A 19,968-nucleotide genomic window follows, 5' to 3' on the forward strand; every position below is an offset into this window, starting at 1 on the left:
CGCGATCCGCGAAGGCGGCCGCACCGTTGGTTCGGGCGTTGTTTCGAAAATCGTAGAATAATTTCTGACCTCGTCAGGAATGATGAAAGGGCGCCCCACGGGGCGCCCTTTTGCTTTGCAGTCGCTTCCTTAACGTCATCTTCTCGTTGAACACGGGGTCTGAATGCCGCATAGAGGCTCTGGCCCGCTGGAGACGCCAGCCTGCCGTGCGCCGGTCATGACGCAGTCCCTCATGATCCTCCCCGTTTCGGGGCAATCATGAGGCGTTTTCCTGCGATGGTGACGGATCCCAATGCCAGGCCCTTGGCCCCCTCGACACCCGGCCCCGTCCTGCGCATCCTCAAGCGGTGTCTGCTTGTCCTGTTCGGCCCGTTCCAGTTTCTCTTCATCGCCTTCGTGCCCCTGCTCTGTGCCCATCGCCCGGGGTTTCGGGGATGGTATTGGCGATTGGTGAAACGCGCCTGCTCGCGGCTTCTCTGGCTGCTGAGTATCCGGGTCGAGATCTCCGAGCAGGAACGCGCGGCACTTGCCGAGGACACCGGCAGCGTCATCGTTATCAACCACCGCAGCCATCTTGATGGCTTCACCCTGATGGACGCGGTGCCGGACCGCAAATGGTTCACCTTTGCCGCCAAGAAGGAACTCTTCGACGCCCGTTTGCTGCGCACCGGTTTCAAGGCTGCGGGGCTTGTCGAGATCGACCGCAAGAGCGGTAAGGTCGCGATGGAAACCCTGAGTGACGCGGTGCGATCCATGCCTGACCGCCGCTCGGTTGTCCTGTTTCCGGAAGGCACCCGGACCAAGTCGGAAAGCCTTGGCCAATTCAAGGCAGGTGCCGTCGTCGTTGCCCGCGAAAGCGGCCGCACCATCCGGCCCATCGTCATCCTCGACAGTGATCGGCTGTTGCCGCGTGGGCGTTTCTCTCCCTTGAGCGGAACCATCCGCATTCGCGCGCTTGATCCCTTTCACTGTGATCCGCAGGCCAGCGTCGAAGAAGATGTCGCGCGTCTGCGGGGGCAGATGATGGCGGTGTTTGAGCGCGGCTAGAAAGGTTCTGCCGGCACCCTGCCAAAGAGGGTGGCAACAGGGCTTCAGGAATTAGGAAAGGGCGTCCCGCAGGGCGCCCTTTGGCCTATCGTTGCTTGTTCGAAAACTGGGTAGCGCCTTCGAAGGGGCTGATTGTCAGAGAATGAGATCGCCTAGGTCAGGAAACAGGTGCTCTGCCGGATCACCCGTTGTCAGGTCTTCGTAATCCACAAGGATCTTGCTGTCCTTGATGTTGCGCTTGGCAGCCACATAAAGTTCCTCGCCGGCGGCGGGCACACCGTGGCTTGTCAGGAAGGCAAAATAGTCATCCTTCGAGCCTTCCTGCTCGATCTCAACCAGCCTGTAACGTTTGCCGGCGCTGTCCTTCACCCAATAGTAGACCTCGCCGAAAATCTGGCCTCCGTTGCCGACTTCCTCGCCATCCATGTTGATGACCGTCGCCGTTTGAAAGGTTTCGTCATCGGCCTGTTCGTTGACCAGGTTGTCGCCTGACAGGTTCCCCTCGTCATCCGTGACAGTAATCAGAAGCGTGGGCAGTTCGGGCAGGACAATCGTGTCGCCAACAAAAAGGTTCTTCTTGCCGCTCACGGTAAGGAGGTCGAACTCGTTAAAAGCCGTGAACTCGAACTCGTCAGCCGGGGCGGGGTCCGGGGCGGGGACATCAGCGGTAAGCGAGCTGTACTCGGGGATCAGGGTCTTGTTCTTGATGTTGACCTTGGTGTCCACGGTGAGCGCGGTGCCAGCCTTGGGGAGGCCATAGTCGGTCACGAAGGCAAAATAGTCATCACCGCCGCCTTCCTGTTCGATCTCGACCAGGGCATAGCGGTTGCCTTCGGCGTCACTGACCCAGAAAAACACCTCGCCATAGATCTTGCCGCCATTGCCGATCTCGTTGCCCGAGGCATCCAGAATTGAAGCCGTCTGACCGCTCGCATCATCGGCACTCTCGCTGACGATATTGTCTCCGGACAGGGCGCCGTCGTCGTCGGTCACGCGAATAGAGAGGGTTGGTGCCGTGGGCACGACAATCGTGTTGCCAACAAAGAACTTCGACTTGCCACCGGTCGTGAGATCGCTTTCCCGGAACGCGGAAAATTCATAGGTTTCAAATGCCATTCGAGCCCCTCCACTCAGTACGGTCTTTGGCAAAATATGTAAGCCGTAGAGTGGGATGCTAGCAGGTTGGGGGGCAAGAGTCGAATATCCCTTGTTTTCCACGGTCCTGCGGCACGGTACTTGAACCTACCGGGGGCAGGCGGCCTTTGTGAAATCTGCCGATTCACGCTTGCCAGATGGTTATTCCCGCTATATATCGCGCGAGTTCTCATAAGGAACACGAAGGCGGGGTGATTCCCGCCTTTTCGGGTTCGATGAGGGTTTGCGGTGGTCGCGGGTCCTCCTCTCAACTCCAACGCCTAAAAAAGGCTGACGAAATGCAAAGTCAAAACATTCGCATTCGGCTGAAGGCTTTCGATTACCGCGTGCTGGATGCAAGCACCCAGGAAATCGTGAACACTGCAAAGCGCACCGGCGCGCAGGTTCGTGGCCCGATCCCGCTTCCCAACAAGATTGAGAAGTTCACCGTTCTGCGTGGTCCCCACGTTGACAAGAAATCCCGCGATCAGTTCGAGATCCGTACGCACAAGCGTCTTCTCGACATCGTTGATCCGACCCCCCAGACCGTGGACGCGTTGATGAAGCTCGACCTGGCGGCTGGCGTGGACGTCCAGATCTCGGTTTAAGGAGGGTATAGGAATATGCGCTCTGGTATCATCGCGAAAAAAGTGGGCATGACCCGCTTGTTCATGGAAGACGGCAAGCAGATCCCTGTAACCGTTCTTTCGCTTGACGGCCTGCAGGTCGTTGCACAACGCACCACCGACACCGACGGCTACACCGCAGTGCAGCTGGGCGCTGGTTCGGCCAAGGCAAAACGCACCTCGCAAGCAATGCGCGGTCACTTTGCCAAAGCTGGCGTAGAGCCCAAGCGCAAGGTTGCCGAGTTCCGCGTTTCGGAAGACGCCCTGATCGAAGTTGGCGCCGAGATCTCGGCCGAGCACTTCCTGACGGGTCAGAAGGTTGACGTTTCGGGCACCTCGATCGGTAAAGGTTTTGCCGGTGCCATGAAACGCCACAACTTCGGCGGTCTGCGCGCCTCGCACGGTGTTTCGATCTCGCACCGTTCGCACGGTTCGACCGGTCAGTGTCAGGACCCGGGCAAGGTTTTCAAAGGCAAGAAGATGGCCGGCCACATGGGTGCCGTCCGCGTGACCACTCAGAACCTCGAAGTCGTGAAAACCGACGCCGAGCGTGGTCTCGTCTTCATCAAGGGCGCTGTGCCCGGCCCGAAAGCCGGCTGGGTTACCGTCAAGGACGCCGTTAAGAAAAAAGCCCCCGAAGGTCTGCCGTTCCCGGCTGCCCTGAAAGCGGCTGCAACCGAAGCACCGGCTGAAGAAGCCCCCGCGGAAGGTGGTGAAGCATGAAACTTGACGTGATCAATCTCGACGGCGGCAAAGCAGGCAACATCGAACTGTCGGAAGACCTGTTCGGCCTGGAGCCGCGTGCGGACATCCTGCACCGCGTGGTCCGTTGGCAGCGCAACAACGCGCAGGCCGGCACTCACAAGGTGAAGACCCGTTCGGAAACCTCCTACTCGACCAAGAAGATCTATCGCCAAAAAGGCACCGGCGGCGCACGCCACGGTGACCGTAACGCGCCGATCTTCCGTAAAGGTGGTATCTACAAGGGCCCGACCCCGCGTTCGCACGGCCACGACCTGCCGAAGAAATTCCGCAAGCTGGGCCTCAAGCACGCACTGTCCGCCAAAGCGAAAGCAGGCGAGCTGGTGGTGATCGAGAACGCCGAAACCGAAGGCAAGACCGCAGCTCTGGCCAAGCAGGTGAAAAACCTGGGCTGGAAACGCGCTCTGGTCATCGACGGCGCATCGGTTAACGAAGGCTTCCTGAAGGCATCGCGCAACATCGAAGGTCTGGATATCCTGCCGACGATGGGTGCAAACGTTTATGATATCCTCAAGCGTGACACCCTGGTGATCACCAAAGCAGGTATCGAAGCTCTGGAGGCTCGTTTGAAATGACCGCTAAGGCAGAACATTACGACGTGATCCGCAAGCCGGTTATCACCGAGAAATCGACCATGGCATCGGAAAACGGTGCGGTTGTTTTCGAAGTGGCAATCGACGCCAACAAACCGCAGATCAAGGAAGCTGTTGAAGCTCTCTTTGGTGTGAAGGTCAAAGCGGTGAACACCACCATCACCAAGGGTAAGGTCAAACGTTTCCGCGGCCAGATCGGCAAGCGCAAAGACGTTAAAAAAGCCTACGTGACCCTGGAAGAAGGCAACACGATCGACGTGACCACCGGTCTCTGAGAGACTGCCTTCTAGGTGAAGAAAATGAAAAGCCCCTCGGCGTGAGCCGGGGGGCTTTTGGGTTGGTGTCGCGTCGATATCGGATGCATGGTATTGACGCGTCATTCTAATTTAGGGGCGTTCTTGTCGTTTAGGGGCGATGCATATGTGGTCGAAACTCGGAAGCTACATCACGGCGATACTATCGTGGTTAAAGAACTACTATTTCCCTCCATTCCATAAGAAGGTTGTTATTACCGTCTTAGGGATTGGTTCCGCAATCTTGCTGGACGGGTATTTTCTTCAAGGCTTGGTCAGGTGGGGGCTTCAGGTCTTATTGGTGAAGATTACGGGAGGGGCTTCGCCGGATTTTTTCAGAAGTTGAGACCAATGAGGTGCTAGGGGTCATCTTGATTGGGCTAGCGCTGCTCTACAGCTTTTTAACTTTTGCTTTGGAGCAATGGAGCATCAAGCAGGTGGAGATGGACAATCTTTCGTCATCCAAAAAGCAGCTTGAGAGGGACAAAGCGCTTTATGATGACTGGAAGAAAGAATTTGGAAGCAACACTTTCTTGGCAGACTTCATAAAGAACCATCACTTCGGGACTACTTGGAACTACGAGCAATCTCAAAGGTTGGATGATTTTTGCAACAAGTGGTCGACTCCAGAGCATCGTTTTCTTCATGATGATCTTTCATCTCTGATTGACGAGATTTTGGCGGAGCTAAAACACCTGAATCTGCATCTTGGCGCGACCTCAGGCCCTTTGAAAGCAAATGTCAATTTGCAGTGTATCTTTGATCCGTCAATGCATGATGAGTGGAATATGCCTGACCACACCAAAGATGCGATTGATATAGCAAATTCAATTTCTCTCGCCATTGCTGAGAAGCGAGAGAAATTTGTAGAGGAAGCTGAGATGGTTTTTTCCAAGATATGAAGATCTAGGACATGTTGAGAGGGCTTGAGGCCATATTGGCTGGTTCCCAACCCACCATCCAGCTGCACACTACCTCTGGTGGGGTGAAAACCCACCCTACACCCATCTCCCTATAGACTCCCTCACAAACCCCTGCTAAAGACGCCCAATCTTACGGCCTCGGATTCGTTCCGGGGCCGGTGATTTTTGAATTCGGGCACCTTCGGGGGCCTATACCACGGGCCACCTTCGGGGGGCTAAACATAGCGGGGATACCGGGCGAACCCGGTGCTTCGCACTGCTAAACGGAAGACAGAAAGCATGGCACTCAAGTCGTATAAACCGACGACGCCGGGCCAGCGTGGGCTGGTTCTGATCGACCGTTCGGAGCTTTGGAAAGGGCGTCCGGTCAAATCTCTCACCGAGGGTTTGACCAAGTCGGGCGGCCGGAACAACACCGGACGGATCACCTCGCGTCGTCGCGGCGGTGGCGCAAAACGCCTTTACCGTATTGTTGACTTCAAACGTAACAAATTCGATGTTGCGGCAACCGTTGAACGGATCGAATACGACCCGAACCGGACCGCCTTCATCGCTCTGATCAAATACGAAGACGGCGAGCAGGCCTATATCCTCGCTCCCCAGCGTCTTGCAGTTGGCGATCAGGTCCTGGCCTCGGCCAAAGCCGACATCAAGCCGGGCAACGCAATGCCGTTCTCGGGCCTGCCGATCGGTACCATCGTACACAACATCGAACTGAAGCCGGGCAAGGGCGGTCAGATCGCACGTGCCGCAGGCACCTATGCTCAGTTCGTTGGTCGTGACGGTGGCTACGCTCAGATCCGCCTCTCGTCGGGCGAACTGCGCATGGTCCGTCAGGAATGCATGGCCACTGTTGGTGCCGTGTCGAACCCCGACAACTCGAACCAGAACTACGGTAAAGCCGGTCGTATGCGCCACAAGGGCAAGCGTCCGTCGGTCCGTGGTGTTGTCATGAACCCGATCGACCACCCGCACGGTGGTGGTGAAGGCCGGACTTCGGGTGGTCGTCACCCGGTAACCCCCTGGGGTAAGCCGACCAAGGGTAAGCGCACCCGCAACAAGAACAAGGCGTCGCAGAAGCTCATCATCCGCTCGCGTCACGCCAAGAAGAAAGGCCGTTAATCCATGGCACGTTCTGTATGGAAAGGCCCCTTCGTTGATGCTTATGTCCTGAAAAAGGCCGAAGCAACGCGTGAATCGGGCCGTAATGAAGTGATCAAGATCTGGTCGCGTCGTTCCACCATCCTGCCGCAATTCGTCGGTCTGACTTTTGGTGTGTACAACGGCCAGAAGCACGTTCCCGTGCTGGTAACTGAAGACATGATCGGTCAGAAATTCGGTGAATATTCGCCGACCCGTACCTACTACGGGCATGCTGCCGACAAAAAAGCGAAACGGAAGTAAGTCATGGGCAAGGCAAAGAACCCCCGTCGCGTGGCTGAAAACGAAGCAATGGCGAAAACTCGCATGCTCCGTACCAGCCCGCAAAAACTGAACCTGGTTGCTGGCATGATCCGCGGCAAGAAAGTTGAGAAGGCCCTGACCGACCTGACTTTCTCGAACAAGCGTATCGCGCAGGACGTGAAGAAGTGCCTTCAGTCCGCAATCGCCAACGCCGAAAACAACCACAACCTGGACGTTGACGAGCTGATCGTCGCAGAAGCGTATGTGGGCAAGAACCTGACCATGAAACGCGGTCGTCCGCGCGCCCGTGGTCGTTTCGGCAAGATCATCAAACCGTTCTCGGAACTCACCATCAAGGTGCGTCAAGTTGAGGAGCAAGCCTAATGGGTCAGAAGGTTAATCCGATTGGCATGCGTCTTCAGGTCAACCGCACCTGGGACAGCCGCTGGTACGCAGATACCAAGGACTACGGCGATCTTCTTCTGGAAGACCTGAAAATCCGTGAGTTCATCAAGACCGAGTGCAAGCAAGCCGGTGTTGCTCGTGTGATCATCGAACGTCCGCACAAAAAGTGCCGCGTTACGATCCACACCGCACGTCCGGGTGTCATCATCGGCAAGAAAGGTGCAGACATCGAAGTTCTGCGCAAGAAACTTGCTTCGATGACCGACAGCGAACTGCACCTGAACATCGTTGAAGTGCGCAAGCCCGAGCTCGACGCTCAGCTGGTAGGCGAGTCGATCGCTCAACAGCTGGAACGCCGTGTTTCGTTCCGCCGCGCAATGAAACGTGCCGTTCAGAACGCAATGCGCATGGGTGCCCTGGGCATCCGTGTAAACGTTGCCGGTCGTCTGGGTGGTGCCGAAATCGCACGTACCGAATGGTACCGCGAAGGTCGCGTTCCGCTTCACACCCTGCGTGCTGACATCGATTACGCACACTCCGAAGCGATGACCCCCTACGGGATCATCGGGATCAAGGTCTGGATCTTCAAAGGTGAGATCATGGAGCACGATCCGTCGGCGCGTGACCGTAAGGCACAAGAACTCCAGGATGGTCCTGCACCTCGCGGTGCCGGTGGCCGTCGCTAAGGGAGAACTGACAGATGCTTCAACCAAAGCGTACTAAATTCCGCAAGGTCCAGAAGGGCCGTATCAAAGGCGAAGCCAAGGGTGGTTCGACCCTGAACTTCGGCTCGTACGGTCTGAAGGCAACCACGCCCGAGCGTGTGACCGCCCGCCAAATCGAGGCAGCGCGTCGTGCCATGACCCGTCACATGAAACGTCAAGGTCGTGTTTGGATCCGTATCTTCCCCGACACTCCGGTCACTGCAAAGCCGATCGAAGTTCGTATGGGTAAAGGTAAAGGCTCCGTCGACCGTTGGGTTTGCAAAGTTAAGCCCGGCCGCGTGATGTTCGAAATCGACGGCGTTAACGACGATGTTGCTCGCGAAGCCCTGCGCCTCGCAGCGATGAAACTGCCGGTGAAAACCCGCGTCGTCGTCCGCGAAGACTGGTAAGAACGTCGAAAACGCCTTCGGGCGTTTTCTGACCAGCGCGAGAAACGCGCACCGGTTCGAAAAACAAGAAACCCCCGCTGAGAGATCAGCGGGGGTTTTCCTTTATTCTCTCAATCGGCGCCTAACGGTACTTCGCCGCCGTGATGAACTCGCCAAAGGCCTCACACCAGATCAGCACCGTATCATAGGCCTCGATATCAACGCCCTCCGGCACTTCGAGGATCAGGCCGTCGAACGTCTTCACATCGCCAACCTGCACAGAACGCGCCTTCACCGCTTCGAACGAAGCCTCGTCCTCCACGAACTCTGGCACGAGGTAGAGCTTGTAATCCGGCCCCGGCGCCAGCTTGCCCATGTGCACGATCTGTTTGGGGGACACGCTCACCGTGCCTTCGCCCCAATGCAGGAAATCGCTGCCCTTGAGATCGCGGGTGAATTCGGCGGAATAGGTCGCGCCCTGCGCCTCTGCCTCAAGCACCGCCTGATCCGGCCCCTTGGGGGCGGTCAGGATCGGCAGGAAATACACCCCCAGCGCAAACCCGATCGCAAGGACAATGGTATGGCTAACCAACAACAAAATACGCCGCATCTCGAACTCCTTTTTCGATCAGTCTAGGCGCGGGGCGATAGATTTGAAACCGCCGGGTGGACGCGAATGGTTAAAGGAAACGGGGCACTATGCCGGGGCTATCCTGCACGACGATGTCCCCGGCCGTGACGTTCTTCGCATTCGCAAGCGAGATCACCATCTCGCGCGTCTCGTCGCCCGCCACAAAATAGGCCGTGACCTTGGTGTCATCCGCCAGTTCCTGCACCGTAATGTCGCTTAGCGTAAAGTCGGGATCGTCGATTTCAGGCACCAGAAGCAGCGTGTCTTCGCCCGGCGCAAAATCCTTGATGGTCCCGATGCGAACGCGCACGGTGTCTGTATCCGGCCGCGCCACCAGGGCCCCTGTCCAGCCTGAACTGTCTTCGCCATGATCCGAAATCAACACTTCGGCCACATCGTTGCCCGCGCCGCCGGCCAGGTTGAACCCGCTCGAGCCCGTGTAGATCGGCAGCGACGCGGCCCGCAACGTGTCGTCTCCTTCACCGCCATCCAGAACCATACCGTCGCTGGATAGAAGCACATCGTCGCCGGCGCCGCCGCTCACCAACCCGCCATTGCCCGCGCCGTACAGGGTGTCGTTGCCCTGGCCGCCTTCGATCGTGACAACGGAAGAACTGGCCCTAACGCTGATATCGTCGTCTCCGTTCCCGCCCAGGATCGTCCGCCCCAGAACATCGCCGGTGATCGTGTCATTGCCGTCTCCGCCATCGACGACCCCGCCATCGTCAAACACGGTCAGGACATCATCACCATCGCCGCCAAGGATCACGCCGCCCTGTGCTTCGATGGTGTCATTGCCCGCGCCCCCATCCACGGTGCCCCGGATCGTATTGCCCGGATCGTTTTCCACTGTTCCGTCCCAAGCCCGATCGGCCTCGTTGTCGAACAGGTCGATCATGTCGTTCCCCGCGCCTCCCTCGACCGTGACATGCGAATAGGGATCAAACGGGTCCACATTTTCCGGCCGCAGTAGGGAAAAGATGTCGTCTCCATCCGTCCCGATCGCAGGGGTGCCATCCGACACCTCGATTGTCTGCGGCGGTTCCGGGGTGTCGGGCTCATCCACGACAGGGGGTTCTTCAACCGAGTCCTCCACGCTTTCGTCCCTGCCACTTTCCGTTGCCGGATCGCCGTCATCCAGAAAAAACAACCCGGCCCCAAGCAGTGTCGCCCCCAGCAGAAGAAACAGTTCCATGTCAAAGCCCTGTGATAACATTCAAACAATGAAGAGAGCCTAGGAGAGCCAATAGACCAATGCAACCACAGCATGTGCGCTGCCCGCCACGCGATCAGCACTTTTGTTTGCCGGACATCGGATTTATGAGAGGGGCATGGCACAGATCGAATCCCTCTTCGTCACCCGTTTCTACCGCGCACAGCTGTCGGAATATGGCAAACCCGTCGATTCCGAGGAGCTGGAAGACGCCTGCTACTCCATCGCCGAAGATGACGAGGCCGGCCAGGAATGGTGCGAGACCGAAGGCTATCCGGGATACACCTCCTATGCCTCGCTCACCGATCTGCCCTGGCGTTTCCCGATCTTCGCCGACATCGTCGAGGCGCTCGACAAACACGTTGCCGCCTTTGCCGAGGATCTCGAGTTCAACCTCGAAGGCAAGAAGCTGGTGCTCGAGGACATCTGGATCAACATCCTGCCCGAAGGCGGCCTGCACACTTCGCACCTGCATCCGCATTCCGTGATCTCAGGCACCACCTATGTGTCGCTGCCCGACGGGGCAGGGGCCCTGAAACTGGAAGACCCCCGCTCTGGCCGCATGATGGCCTCTCCCGCCCGCAAACAGGGCGCCCGCCGCGACATGCAGGCCTTCATCTACATGAAGCCGCAGATCGGCGAAGTCTTCCTCTGGGAAAGCTGGCTGCGCCACGAGGTGCCGATGAACATGGCCGAAAGCAACCGCGTCTCGGTCAGTTTCAACTACAAGTGGGAGTGAGGCACGAGGCGATGACGGCCCCAGTTCCACTGGGGTGTTTCAGAAATCCTCTCGGTCTTCCAACGTCATGTCCCTTTATGGGTTGCACTCGCGGTGACGCTGATTAGTGTCGCCGTGCCTCAATTTTGAGGTGAGCAACATAGCGAGAGTTTTTCATGTTCAGAATTCGTAACGTGGTTTTGGTTTTGGCTACGGCCGCTGTTGCCGCGTGTTCCGTAGATCCGAATGCCGCATATGATCGTCGCCAAAAGCTGATCGTCGGCATGTTCCCGGAAGCGCAAGACCGTCAGGGTATTCACTTGGCCTACGCGGTATCAAATTCGGCATTCGAACTTGCGTACTTCCCGGATGAAGTTCGCCAATCCGTCGTGGATCGCCGGGCGAACAAACTTTGCGGCCGTTTGGGGAATGCCTCGAAAGCCAACTACTCCAGCGAACCCAAGGCCTACATGACCGGGGAATTGCCTGATGGTACTTCGCGCAAAGCGATTAAGACGTGGTACAAGTGCGCGCCTAAACAATAAGAAGACCGCGCCGCGCATGGTCTGCCTTGCGCGGCGTCCCCACTTCGCGTTGAACTGAATTGCTACAGAAGGCGGCAAACACGTCCGCGCTTCAGGTCATCTCTGAAGGTGCCCCTCAGACCGTCGTCCCCCCAACAATCTGAACATCCGACGCAGTCACACCCGCAGCGCCTGCCAGTTCCACGGCGATGCCGCGTTCTTCCGGCAGGTCGGGGTGGGTGTAGTAGAGCACCACATGTGTGCCCGAGGCGTCCGCGGACGGCACCACTTCAAACCGCGAGAAGCTGGCGTCGTTGCTGGCAAAGGTACTGTAAGGGTCAATCACCAGCACGTCTTCGCCCGACTCGAAATCATCGATGGTGATGCCGGTGTCGAAGGTGCCATCAAAACTGTGCTGGGTCAGGTCCGAGGCCAGAACGTCCAGCTCGAACCGGTCGGCCCCTGCGCCGCCGCTCAGCGTTGAGTTCACGCTCTGGTTCACCTGATCAGGCAGCCCGAAGCCAGAAACGAGCGTATCGTCCCCCTCGCCACCATCCGCCAGCATCCGTTCAAAGTTGGTAATGCGGCCTTCCAGCGTGAGGTGGTCATCGCCCTCGTCGCCAAACAGGGTCGCCCGCGCGCCATCAGACGACAGCGTGTCATCACCCGCGCCGCCATGCAGCGTGTTGGCATAGCCAGCGTCGGTGATCACATCGTCACCATCCTCACCGAACAGCTCCGAGTCGCTCAGGTATTCTGAGCCCGTCAGCGTATCCGCCCCGTCGCCCGCCTCAACGGTGATGTTGTTGGCGCTGTCCACATCGGTCAGGATCAGGTCATCGCACTCCGTCGTCTCGACCAGCGTCGCGTCACCCTCGACCAGAATCTCGACACCGTCACAGACCTGCGGCTCCTCCGGTTGTTCTTCTGGCGCATCGTCAACCTGTTCTTCGCTGGTGTCCTCATCCGAGGAGGTCCATTCGATCAGGCCAAAGGCGCCCATCGCGATCAGAAAAATTGCCCAACCCATAAATCTATCCCAACTTGAAAAAAGCTTGTGCCAATAACGTTAATTGCTGCTAACAAGCGTCACAAGCCCGGGAAGCGCACAAGACTGTTTCCAGCCTTTGAACTAAAGGGAAATTCTCAAACTTTCCCTTGCCATCCCCCCAACCCAACCGTATAAGCCGCCATCTCGCGGATTCCCGTTCAGGGATTCGTGTGTTTGTCATTTGTCCATCAGGCAAAAAGGTAACCCCTCACATAACCCAGGGGGCCTTCTGATGTATGAGAAAGGAAGAGGCGATGAACGCCAACGAACTGCGTGAAAAAACGCCGGATCAGCTCCGTGAAGAGCTGGCCAACCTCAAGAAAGAATCGTTCAACCTTCGTTTCCAACAGGCCACCGGCCAACTGGAAAACGCTGCGCGTATCCGTGCGGCACGTCGTGCAGCTGCACGCGTGAAGACCATCCTGAACGAAAAAGCCAAAGCAGCCGAATAAGAGGAGCCAGATAGATGCCCAAACGTATCCTGCAAGGCACCGTGACTTCGGACGCCAACGCCCAAACCGTAACCGTGTCGGTCGAACGTCGCTTCACCCACCCGGTTCTGAAGAAGACCATTCGTAAGTCCAAGAAATACCGGGCTCACGATGAGAACAACACCTACAAGGTAGGTGACTCTGTTCGCATTATCGAATGCGCACCGCGTTCGAAAACCAAACGCTGGGAAGTTCTGGAAGCCTAAGAGTCTCATTCTCGAGACTCCTGGCGACTAGACTTAACAGTTAGTCGAAACCCTGGGGATCACGGCACGCATCGCCGCCCCATAGGTCGGGAGAAACCACATGATCCAGATGCAAACCAATCTGGATGTTGCTGACAACTCCGGCGCACGCCGAGTTCAGTGCATCAAGGTTCTGGGTGGTTCCAAGCGTAAATACGCATCCGTTGGCGACATCATCGTCGTCTCGGTTAAGGAAGCCATTCCGCGTGGTCGCGTTAAAAAAGGTGACGTCCGCAAGGCCGTCGTCGTACGCACCGCAAAAGAAGTCCGTCGTGAAGATGGCACCGCGATCCGTTTCGATCGCAACGCAGCCGTAATCCTGAACAACAACAACGAGCCGGTCGGTACCCGTATCTTTGGCCCGGTTGTTCGTGAGCTGCGCGCCAAGAACTTCATGAAGATCATCTCGCTCGCGCCGGAGGTGCTGTAAGATGGCTGCTAAACTGAAAAAAGGCGACAAGGTCGTCGTTCTGGCCGGTAAGGACAAGGGCAAAGAGGGCACCATTTCCTCGGTTGACCCCAAAGCCGGCAAGGCCGTCGTGGAAGGCATCAACATCGCCATCCGCCACACCCGTCAGAGCCAAACCTCGCAAGGTGGCCGCATCCCGCAAGCGATGCCGATCCAGCTGTCGAACCTGGCTCTCCTGGACGCAAACGGCAAACCGACCCGCGTTGGCTTCCGCATGGAAGGTGACAAGAAGGTCCGCTTCGCCAAAACCACTGGGGACGTGATCGATGCTTGATGATGCAAACTACACCCCGCGTCTGAAGACCCTCTACAAGGACACCATCCGCGCTGCCCTTAAAGAGGAGTTCGGCTACAAGAACGATATGCAGATCCCTAAGCTGGAGAAGATCGTTCTGAACATCGGCTGTGGCCGTGCCGCCGTCAAAGACAGCAAGAAAGCCAAGTCCGCTCAGGCCGACCTGACCGCAATCGCGGGTCAGAAAGCCCTGACCACCACGGCAAAGAACTCCATCGCCGGCTTCCGCGTTCGCGAAGGCATGCCGATGGGTGCCAAGGTGACCCTGCGTGGCGACCGCATGTACGAATTCCTCGATCGTCTGATCACCGTAGCGATGCCGCGTATCCGCGACTTCCGTGGTGTGAAGCCGTCGTTCGATGGCCGCGGCAACTTTGCCACCGGTCTGAAAGAACACATCGTGTTCCCGGAAATCGATTTCGACAAGGTCGACGAGAACTGGGGCATGGACATCGTAATTGCCACCACCGCTGACACCGACGCGGAAGCGAAGAGCCTGTTGAAAGCTTTCAACATGCCGTTCAACGCGTAAGGGCGGGAGAGGATATCATGGCTAAAAAATCTATGATCGAACGCGAGAAAAAGCGCGAGCGTCTGGTAGCGAAATTCGCCGCCAAGCGCGCCGAGCTGAAAGAGATCGCGAATGACGAGAGCCGCCCGATGGAAGAGCGCTTCAAAGCGCGTCTGAAACTGGCGAAACTGCCGCGTAACTCGTCGGCAACCCGTCTTCACAACCGCTGCCAGCTGACCGGCCGTCCCCACGCTTACTACCGTAAGCTCAAGGTAAGCCGTATCATGCTGCGCGAGCTGGGTTCTGCTGGTCAGATCCCCGGCATGGTTAAATCGAGCTGGTAAGGAGAGAACGATATGAACGATCCTATCGGTGATATGCTGACCCGTATCCGCAACGGCCAGATGCGTGGCAAGTCGACCGTGTCGACCCCCGCTTCGAAACTGCGCGGCTGGGTTCTGGATGTACTGGCCGACGAAGGCTACATCCGCGGCTACGAAGCGTCTGAAGAGAACGGCCACCCGGCGTTCGAAATCAGCCTGAAATACTACGAAGGCACCCCTGTTATTCGCGAGCTGAAGCGGGTCTCCAAACCCGGTCGTCGCGTGTACATGGGCGTCAATGACGTACCTACCGTCCGCCAGGGCCTGGGTGTGTCGATTGTCTCCACCTCGAAAGGTGTGATGTCGGATGCAAGCGCACGCTCCAACAATGTTGGCGGCGAAGTGCTTTGCACGGTCTTCTAAGGAGAGCTGTAAATGTCTCGTATTGGTAAAAAACCGGTCGAGCTGCCCAGCGGCGTAACTGCCTCTGTCTCCGGCCAGACCATCGAAATCAAAGGTCCGAAAGACACCCAGTCTTTCACTGCAACTGACGACGTCACCATTGCAGTTGAAGACAACGCTGTGACCGTGACTCCGCGTGGCATGTCCAAGCGCGCACGTCAGCAGTGGGGCATGTCGCGCACCATGGTTGCTAACATGATCACCGGCTGCACCACCGGTTTCAAGAAAGAGCTTGAAATCCAGGGTGTTGGTTACCGTGCACAGATGCAGGGCAATGTCCTGAAACTGTCGCTCGGTCTGTCGCACGACGTGAACTTCGACGTTCCCGCCGGCATTACGGTCACTGCACCGAAGCCGACCGAGATCATCATCGAAGGCACCGACGCACAGCTGGTGGGCCAGGTTGCGGCGAACATCCGCGAATGGCGTAAGCCCGAGCCCTACAAAGGCAAAGGTATCCGCTACAAAGGTGAATTTATCTTCCGCAAGGAAGGTAAGAAGAAGTAAGGACCAGCAAGATGGCAAACAGCAAACGGACCCTGTTCCTCAAGCGCCGCCTGCGCGTCCGGAACAAACTTCGCAAGATCAACGGCGACACCAAACTGCGCCTGTCGGTACACCGTTCGAACAAGAACATCAGCGCTCAGCTGATCGACGATCGCAACGGCGTCACCGTCGCTTCGGCCTCGACCCTCGAAAAGGATCTGGGCGTAGTTGGCAAGAACAACGTCGCAGCAGCCACCAAGGTTGGTGCAGCGCTTGCCGAGCGTGCGAAAAAAGCCGGTGTCGAAGAAGCATACTTCGACCGCGGCGGCTTCCTCTTCCACGGCAAGGTGAAGGCAGTAGCCGACGCCGCGCGTGAAGGTGGCCTGAAGATCTAAGACTTGAGGGGGACGGTAACGTCCCCCCGATGATCCGGGGCGGTGCCAGTCGGGACCGCCACCAGGATTGGATTTCACGGCGCCTGACGCGCCAGAACTGAAAAGGAATGCCGAAAATGGCAGAACGTGAAAATCGCCGTGGCCGTGGCCGCCGCGAAGAAGAAACTCCGGAATTCGCAGACCGCCTGGTCGCGATCAACCGCGTTTCGAAAACCGTTAAAGGTGGTAAGCGCTTCGGCTTCGCCGCTCTGGTTGTCGTAGGCGATCAAAAAGGTCGTGTAGGCTTCGGTAAAGGTAAAGCGAAAGAGGTCCCCGAGGCCATCCGCAAAGCCACCGAGCAAGCCAAACGCCAGATGATCCGCGTGCCGCTGCGTGAAGGCCGTACCCTGCACCACGACATCGAAGGTCGTCACGGCGCAGGCAAGGTGATCATGCGCACCGCACCGGAAGGTACCGGTATCATTGCAGGTGGTCCGATGCGTGCCGTGTTCGAGATGCTGGGCATCAAGGACGTGGTTTCCAAGTCGGTTGGTTCGCAGAACCCCTACAACATGATCCGCGCCACCATCGACGGCCTGCAAAAAGAAGCAAGCCCGCGTCAAATCGCGGCGCGCCGTGGCAAGAAAGTTGCCGACATCCTGAAAAAGGATGACGCACCGGCAACCGAAGCCGCTGAAGCGTAAGGAGACGAAGACATGGCTAAAACCATCGTTGTAAAGCAGGTCGGTTCGCCGATCCGTCGCCCGCAGGACCAGCGCGCCACCCTGATCGGCCTGGGCCTGAACAAGATGAACAAGACCCGTGAACTCGAAGATACCCCTTCGGTTCGTGGCATGATCCGCAAGATCCCGCACCTGGTCGAAATCATCGAAGAGCGCGACTAAGCCTCTGGCACTTGATGACTGAAACGCCCCGCAGTTTTCTGCGGGGCGTTTTCTTTTGTGGTGGTCCCCAAGTCATGCAGTTTTCGCATGACGGCAATGCTTGGGTGTTCGTTGTCGTGAAACCGTTACATTCCTATCTCCGCTGCATCGCCGCGAGGCAGTGAAACAGCGGCCGGGTCGAGGCTCTCCCCGGCAAAGACGAACAGGAAACAACAATGGCTTATGCAACTCCCACCTCGGCGGGTGCCGGGCGCTCTTTTGGCTTTGGCGCCTTTGTCGCCTACATTCGTGACGCAATCGCAACTCGTGTGGCCTACCGCCGTACCTTTACCCAACTGTCGCGCCTCAATGATCGGGAACTGGCCGACATCGGCCTCGTGCGTTGTGACATCGACAAGGTCTGCACCGGCCGGGACATGCGCTGACACGTCCGGCGAATCGACAGGAACCTAAACTCGTTAACAAGCGTTGCATTTCCGGCAAGGCAGGGTTGCGGGATTGGCGTTGGTGCTTTGGAAAGCGTGGGCTTAAAGACCGCGCCAACACAAAACATCACCCAATACATGGAAAACCCGATGGCCGACCTCGCCGTACAACCGACCCGCTTCACCGTGATCCTGAAACCGATCGTCACCCTGGCACGCCGCATCAAGGCGCTGGCAGCCGCAGAACCCGTTCCCTACTGGACCGACTACTTGAACGGCCAGCAGGGCAAGTAAAACGCTGCAAAACCGATACCGGCAAAAAGTTTTCAAACTGCCGGATTTATATGCAGCAAACGCATGGCGGCGTTGATTTTTCAGCAGTTGTTGAATCAGAGGCCGCCCCCTAAATGACCGCCATAGCCAGAAGGCAATGTGCCGGCCCGCCGACCGGTCTCACTCACAGGAAAAAAGACATGTTCTACATCGCAACCAAAGCAGACGCAGGCTACGACCTTTTTGGCCGCATCAGCCATGGCGTTGAAGATCTCATGCTGGCAATCGCCAAACGCCGCGACGCCATCCGCACCTACCGCGAGCTTTCGGCTCTGAGCGACCGCGAGCTGGAAGACATCGGTCTGCGCCGCGAAGAGATCGCAGCCGTCGCCAAGGGCTAAGCCCGCGGACACAAGCCCATCAGGGCACCGGAATAAAAGCGCCTCGCAGGACACTGCGGGGCGTTTTGTGTTTAGGTGGGAAAAACTAGGGAAAAGATGTCTATCGGCTGTGTGACTCCCTTGAGATCAAAGGCTCCGACAAGCCGTGTCTTTCCTTCAACAAGATCGGCAAACTCTGGTGACATCAGCAAAGGCAGACCGACCTGTCCACACAGGGCTTCGATACGGGCCGCAAGATTTACAGCGTTGCCCATGACGGTAAAGTCCAACCGTCGCTCGGACCCGGTGTTTCCATAGAGTACATTCCCGATATGCAGCCCGATCCCGAACTGGATCTCATCGGTCTGCTGCGAAAGGGACTTTCGGGCGGTCTCTGTCGCACTTCGCGCTGCCGCTTCAGCACTTTCGCTAACCGGAAAAACGGCCAATACGCCGTCTCCCATGAATTTCAGAATTTCCCCATCATGCTCCCGCACCGCCGTATCCAGTATTTCGAAATAGGCATTGGCGATCTCCACGGCCTCTTCGACCGGCCGTTCGGCATTCAAACGCGTCCAACCGCGCAGATCGCTCATCAGGATTGCGGCATCCAGTCGGTCAACTTGTCCACGGGTTATGTCTCCGCCCAAGACTCTCTGTCCGGTCGAGGGGCCAAGGTAGGCGCTGGCCACGGCGCGCGACAGAACTGTAAGTCGCCTGACTTCCACGAGCGGAGAGACGATTCTCGACACTTCGATCAAGCCAGCACAATCATGTTCGGAAAACCCCTCTGGATCATCCGTAACGGCAATCATGATCCCGCTCATGTGGTCTCCGTAGACAAGCGGCAAGCCGAAGTAGTCGGTCGCTCCGCGTTCGCGCAATTCGTGAAAGGCCAGGTGATCGTCAGAAGTCAGGGTTGACAGGTTACGATGCAGAGGCGCCCGGGTTGCCGTTATCTGCTGCATGGGACTACCGGCAAATGCGCTACGCTGCTCAAGTCCATGCGGGCTGACAAACACGTCCTGAGGGCCGGTTTCACGCTCCCAGATTGTGCTTATGGCCGTGACAAGAGGATGTGTGGTGCGCATCGCAAGGCGAAACCGCCACAAAGGCAAACCTGCCTCGACCAACTTGTCGGCCAAGGCGTATGTGACAGCTTCGAGGTTCGGCAGGGCAGGGCCTTCGCGTAAGAGCCACCCGGTAACGGTTTCATGATTCCATGTCATTGGCCAAATGTAGGTGAATTGCCGTCCTTTCCAAAACGCAAGACAGCTGCCCTGACGCTTGCATCAACCCACAAAGGCGTCTATAGCCCCCCGGTGGCCAACTGGGTCACAGAATCAACAAGCAAGAAAAGCCGTGTTTGACCCGCTTACGCTTCAGGGGTCAGTTCCGGCAAAGGAGAAGCGATATGAAACTGCACGAACTGCGCGACAATCCCGGCGCAACCAAGAAACGCATGCGCGTTGGCCGTGGTCCCGGCTCCGGCAAAGGTAAAATGGGTGGCCGTGGTATCAAAGGTCAAAAGTCGCGTTCGGGTGTAGCCATCAACGGCTACGAAGGCGGCCAAATGCCCCTCTACCAACGTCTGCCAAAGCGTGGCTTCAACAAGCCGAACCGCAAGAAATTCGCAGTCGTTAACCTGGGCCTGATCCAGAAATTCATCGACGAAGGCAAGCTGAACGCCTCGGAAACCATCACCGAAGAAGCACTGGTTGCTTCGGGTCTGGTTCGCCGCACCCTCGACGGTATCCGCGTTCTGGCCAAAGGCGACGTAACTGCCAAGGTTGAGCTGGACGTGACCGGCGCCTCGAAATCGGCCATCGAAGCCGTAGAAAAAGCTGGCGGCTCGCTGAAAGTCAAAACCGCGTAAGCGGCAAATTAACAGGTTGTGAGCGGCCGCCATGCC

Annotated in this window: 33 protein-coding genes; 28 read left to right on the forward strand and 5 right to left on the reverse strand. The window is 57.5% G+C overall.

What is annotated here, in order from left to right; all coding sequences use genetic code 11:
* The first annotated feature begins 258 nt into the window (after positions 1 to 258).
* On the forward strand, positions 259 to 1,047 hold the full coding sequence (locus tag NNA36_RS18440; protein WP_255109830.1) for a lysophospholipid acyltransferase family protein: 789 nt from the start codon (positions 259 to 261) through the stop codon (positions 1,045 to 1,047).
* A 135-nt stretch (positions 1,048 to 1,182) separates the two neighbouring features.
* Here the strand turns inward: NNA36_RS18440 and NNA36_RS18445 are convergent, their stop codons facing one another.
* Positions 1,183 to 2,163 (reverse strand): hypothetical protein, encoded by a 981-nt coding sequence (locus tag NNA36_RS18445; RefSeq protein ID WP_255109832.1) that lies wholly within the window; start codon positions 2,161 to 2,163, stop codon positions 1,183 to 1,185.
* Between the two features lie 317 nt (positions 2,164 to 2,480).
* On the opposite strand from NNA36_RS18445, the gene rpsJ reads away from it, so the two are divergent.
* From rpsJ to rplP, 10 genes are all read left to right on the forward strand, one after another.
* Complete coding sequence (gene rpsJ / locus NNA36_RS18450) at positions 2,481 to 2,789, forward strand: 30S ribosomal protein S10 (protein ID WP_044028221.1); 309 nt, start codon at positions 2,481 to 2,483, stop codon at positions 2,787 to 2,789.
* A gap of 15 nt (positions 2,790 to 2,804) precedes the next feature.
* Positions 2,805 to 3,530 carry a 50S ribosomal protein L3 gene (gene rplC / locus NNA36_RS18455; RefSeq protein ID WP_255109834.1) on the forward strand — a complete coding sequence of 242 codons (726 nt, stop codon included), beginning with the start codon at positions 2,805 to 2,807 and terminating at the stop codon, positions 3,528 to 3,530.
* Positions 3,527 to 4,144 carry a 50S ribosomal protein L4 gene (gene rplD / locus NNA36_RS18460; protein ID WP_255109836.1) on the forward strand — a complete coding sequence of 206 codons (618 nt, stop codon included), beginning with the start codon at positions 3,527 to 3,529 and terminating at the stop codon, positions 4,142 to 4,144. The genes rplC and rplD overlap by 4 nt, the downstream gene beginning before the upstream one ends.
* Positions 4,141 to 4,437 carry a 50S ribosomal protein L23 gene (locus NNA36_RS18465; protein ID WP_255109838.1) on the forward strand — a complete coding sequence of 99 codons (297 nt, stop codon included), beginning with the start codon at positions 4,141 to 4,143 and terminating at the stop codon, positions 4,435 to 4,437. The genes rplD and NNA36_RS18465 overlap by 4 nt, the downstream gene beginning before the upstream one ends.
* Positions 4,438 to 4,826: 389 nt before the next feature.
* A complete protein-coding gene (locus NNA36_RS18470) occupies positions 4,827 to 5,357 on the forward strand; it encodes a hypothetical protein (RefSeq protein WP_255109840.1) in 531 nt (176 codons plus the stop codon).
* Between the two features lie 300 nt (positions 5,358 to 5,657).
* Positions 5,658 to 6,500 (forward strand): 50S ribosomal protein L2, encoded by an 843-nt coding sequence (gene rplB, locus NNA36_RS18475; RefSeq protein ID WP_255109842.1) that lies wholly within the window; start codon positions 5,658 to 5,660, stop codon positions 6,498 to 6,500.
* A gap of 3 nt (positions 6,501 to 6,503) precedes the next feature.
* Positions 6,504 to 6,782 (forward strand): 30S ribosomal protein S19, encoded by a 279-nt coding sequence (gene rpsS / locus NNA36_RS18480; RefSeq protein WP_255109844.1) that lies wholly within the window; start codon positions 6,504 to 6,506, stop codon positions 6,780 to 6,782.
* 3 nt (positions 6,783 to 6,785) lie between these two features.
* Positions 6,786 to 7,166 (forward strand): 50S ribosomal protein L22, encoded by a 381-nt coding sequence (rplV, locus tag NNA36_RS18485; RefSeq protein ID WP_255109846.1) that lies wholly within the window; start codon positions 6,786 to 6,788, stop codon positions 7,164 to 7,166.
* Positions 7,166 to 7,873 (forward strand): 30S ribosomal protein S3, encoded by a 708-nt coding sequence (gene rpsC, locus NNA36_RS18490; protein ID WP_255109848.1) that lies wholly within the window; start codon positions 7,166 to 7,168, stop codon positions 7,871 to 7,873. The genes rplV and rpsC overlap by 1 nt, the downstream gene beginning before the upstream one ends.
* Before the next feature lie 14 nt (positions 7,874 to 7,887).
* Positions 7,888 to 8,301: a 50S ribosomal protein L16 gene (gene rplP, locus NNA36_RS18495; protein WP_255109851.1), complete on the forward strand. Its 414-nt coding sequence runs from the start codon at positions 7,888 to 7,890 to the stop codon at positions 8,299 to 8,301.
* A 121-nt stretch (positions 8,302 to 8,422) separates the two neighbouring features.
* Here the strand turns inward: rplP and NNA36_RS18500 are convergent, their stop codons facing one another.
* Both NNA36_RS18500 and NNA36_RS18505 read right to left on the reverse strand, forming a co-directional pair.
* Positions 8,423 to 8,890, reverse strand: a complete 468-nt coding sequence (locus NNA36_RS18500) for a DM13 domain-containing protein (protein ID WP_255109853.1) — start codon at positions 8,888 to 8,890, stop codon at positions 8,423 to 8,425.
* Positions 8,891 to 8,960: 70 nt separating this feature from the next.
* On the reverse strand, positions 8,961 to 10,106 hold the full coding sequence (locus tag NNA36_RS18505; protein WP_255109855.1) for a calcium-binding protein: 1,146 nt from the start codon (positions 10,104 to 10,106) through the stop codon (positions 8,961 to 8,963).
* Positions 10,107 to 10,242: 136 nt separating this feature from the next.
* On the opposite strand from NNA36_RS18505, the gene NNA36_RS18510 reads away from it, so the two are divergent.
* Together NNA36_RS18510 and NNA36_RS18515 are read left to right on the forward strand one after the other, a co-directional pair.
* Positions 10,243 to 10,863, forward strand: coding sequence for a TIGR02466 family protein (locus NNA36_RS18510; RefSeq protein ID WP_255109858.1), 621 nt, complete (start codon positions 10,243 to 10,245; stop codon positions 10,861 to 10,863).
* A 155-nt stretch (positions 10,864 to 11,018) separates the two neighbouring features.
* Positions 11,019 to 11,387, forward strand: coding sequence for a hypothetical protein (locus tag NNA36_RS18515; RefSeq protein ID WP_255109860.1), 369 nt, complete (start codon positions 11,019 to 11,021; stop codon positions 11,385 to 11,387).
* 115 nt (positions 11,388 to 11,502) lie between these two features.
* Here NNA36_RS18515 and NNA36_RS18520 read toward each other — a convergent pair whose 3' ends face one another.
* Positions 11,503 to 12,396 (reverse strand): calcium-binding protein, encoded by an 894-nt coding sequence (locus tag NNA36_RS18520; protein WP_255109862.1) that lies wholly within the window; start codon positions 12,394 to 12,396, stop codon positions 11,503 to 11,505.
* 275 nt (positions 12,397 to 12,671) lie between these two features.
* On the opposite strand from NNA36_RS18520, the gene rpmC reads away from it, so the two are divergent.
* From rpmC to NNA36_RS18590, 14 genes are all read left to right on the forward strand, one after another.
* Positions 12,672 to 12,869 carry a 50S ribosomal protein L29 gene (gene rpmC / locus NNA36_RS18525; RefSeq protein WP_255109864.1) on the forward strand — a complete coding sequence of 66 codons (198 nt, stop codon included), beginning with the start codon at positions 12,672 to 12,674 and terminating at the stop codon, positions 12,867 to 12,869.
* 14 nt (positions 12,870 to 12,883) lie between these two features.
* The gene (gene rpsQ / locus NNA36_RS18530) at positions 12,884 to 13,114 is read left to right on the forward strand and encodes a 30S ribosomal protein S17 (RefSeq protein ID WP_255109866.1); all 231 of its coding nucleotides are present in this window, start codon (positions 12,884 to 12,886) and stop codon (positions 13,112 to 13,114) included.
* A 100-nt stretch (positions 13,115 to 13,214) separates the two neighbouring features.
* The gene (gene rplN / locus NNA36_RS18535) at positions 13,215 to 13,583 is read left to right on the forward strand and encodes a 50S ribosomal protein L14 (protein WP_005621870.1); all 369 of its coding nucleotides are present in this window, start codon (positions 13,215 to 13,217) and stop codon (positions 13,581 to 13,583) included.
* A gap of 1 nt (position 13,584) precedes the next feature.
* Positions 13,585 to 13,896: a 50S ribosomal protein L24 gene (rplX, locus tag NNA36_RS18540; protein WP_255109868.1), complete on the forward strand. Its 312-nt coding sequence runs from the start codon at positions 13,585 to 13,587 to the stop codon at positions 13,894 to 13,896.
* Entirely contained in the window at positions 13,889 to 14,449 is a 561-nt protein-coding gene (gene rplE, locus NNA36_RS18545; RefSeq protein WP_255109871.1) for a 50S ribosomal protein L5, read from the forward strand. The genes rplX and rplE overlap by 8 nt, the downstream gene beginning before the upstream one ends.
* 17 nt (positions 14,450 to 14,466) lie before the next feature.
* Positions 14,467 to 14,772, forward strand: a complete 306-nt coding sequence (gene rpsN, locus NNA36_RS18550; RefSeq protein ID WP_255109873.1) for a 30S ribosomal protein S14 — start codon at positions 14,467 to 14,469, stop codon at positions 14,770 to 14,772.
* Positions 14,773 to 14,784: 12 nt separating this feature from the next.
* A complete protein-coding gene (rpsH, locus tag NNA36_RS18555; RefSeq protein WP_255109875.1) occupies positions 14,785 to 15,174 on the forward strand; it encodes a 30S ribosomal protein S8 in 390 nt (129 codons plus the stop codon).
* A 12-nt stretch (positions 15,175 to 15,186) separates the two neighbouring features.
* Positions 15,187 to 15,720, forward strand: a complete 534-nt coding sequence (gene rplF, locus NNA36_RS18560) for a 50S ribosomal protein L6 (RefSeq protein WP_255109877.1) — start codon at positions 15,187 to 15,189, stop codon at positions 15,718 to 15,720.
* Positions 15,721 to 15,731: 11 nt separating this feature from the next.
* The gene (rplR, locus tag NNA36_RS18565) at positions 15,732 to 16,094 is read left to right on the forward strand and encodes a 50S ribosomal protein L18 (protein WP_255109879.1); all 363 of its coding nucleotides are present in this window, start codon (positions 15,732 to 15,734) and stop codon (positions 16,092 to 16,094) included.
* 116 nt (positions 16,095 to 16,210) lie between these two features.
* Positions 16,211 to 16,777 carry a 30S ribosomal protein S5 gene (gene rpsE, locus NNA36_RS18570; RefSeq protein WP_255109881.1) on the forward strand — a complete coding sequence of 189 codons (567 nt, stop codon included), beginning with the start codon at positions 16,211 to 16,213 and terminating at the stop codon, positions 16,775 to 16,777.
* A 12-nt stretch (positions 16,778 to 16,789) separates the two neighbouring features.
* Positions 16,790 to 16,978 carry a 50S ribosomal protein L30 gene (rpmD, locus tag NNA36_RS18575; protein WP_255109883.1) on the forward strand — a complete coding sequence of 63 codons (189 nt, stop codon included), beginning with the start codon at positions 16,790 to 16,792 and terminating at the stop codon, positions 16,976 to 16,978.
* A 215-nt stretch (positions 16,979 to 17,193) separates the two neighbouring features.
* A complete protein-coding gene (locus tag NNA36_RS18580; protein ID WP_255109885.1) occupies positions 17,194 to 17,403 on the forward strand; it encodes a DUF1127 domain-containing protein in 210 nt (69 codons plus the stop codon).
* A gap of 96 nt (positions 17,404 to 17,499) precedes the next feature.
* Positions 17,500 to 17,697 carry a hypothetical protein gene (locus tag NNA36_RS18585; protein ID WP_255109887.1) on the forward strand — a complete coding sequence of 66 codons (198 nt, stop codon included), beginning with the start codon at positions 17,500 to 17,502 and terminating at the stop codon, positions 17,695 to 17,697.
* 179 nt (positions 17,698 to 17,876) lie between these two features.
* Entirely contained in the window at positions 17,877 to 18,077 is a 201-nt protein-coding gene (locus tag NNA36_RS18590) for a DUF1127 domain-containing protein (RefSeq protein ID WP_255109889.1), read from the forward strand.
* A 71-nt stretch (positions 18,078 to 18,148) separates the two neighbouring features.
* Here NNA36_RS18590 and NNA36_RS18595 read toward each other — a convergent pair whose 3' ends face one another.
* Positions 18,149 to 19,285, reverse strand: coding sequence for an adenylate/guanylate cyclase domain-containing protein (locus NNA36_RS18595; protein ID WP_255109892.1), 1,137 nt, complete (start codon positions 19,283 to 19,285; stop codon positions 18,149 to 18,151).
* Positions 19,286 to 19,470: 185 nt separating this feature from the next.
* Here NNA36_RS18595 and rplO point away from each other — a divergent pair, with 185 nt between their 5' ends.
* On the forward strand, positions 19,471 to 19,932 hold the full coding sequence (gene rplO / locus NNA36_RS18600) for a 50S ribosomal protein L15 (protein WP_255109895.1): 462 nt from the start codon (positions 19,471 to 19,473) through the stop codon (positions 19,930 to 19,932).
* The last annotated feature ends 36 nt before the right edge of the window (positions 19,933 to 19,968 follow it).

This window comes from Shimia sp. CNT1-13L.2, assembly GCF_024331145.1.
In the GTDB taxonomy this organism is placed as follows: domain Bacteria; phylum Pseudomonadota; class Alphaproteobacteria; order Rhodobacterales; family Rhodobacteraceae; genus Shimia.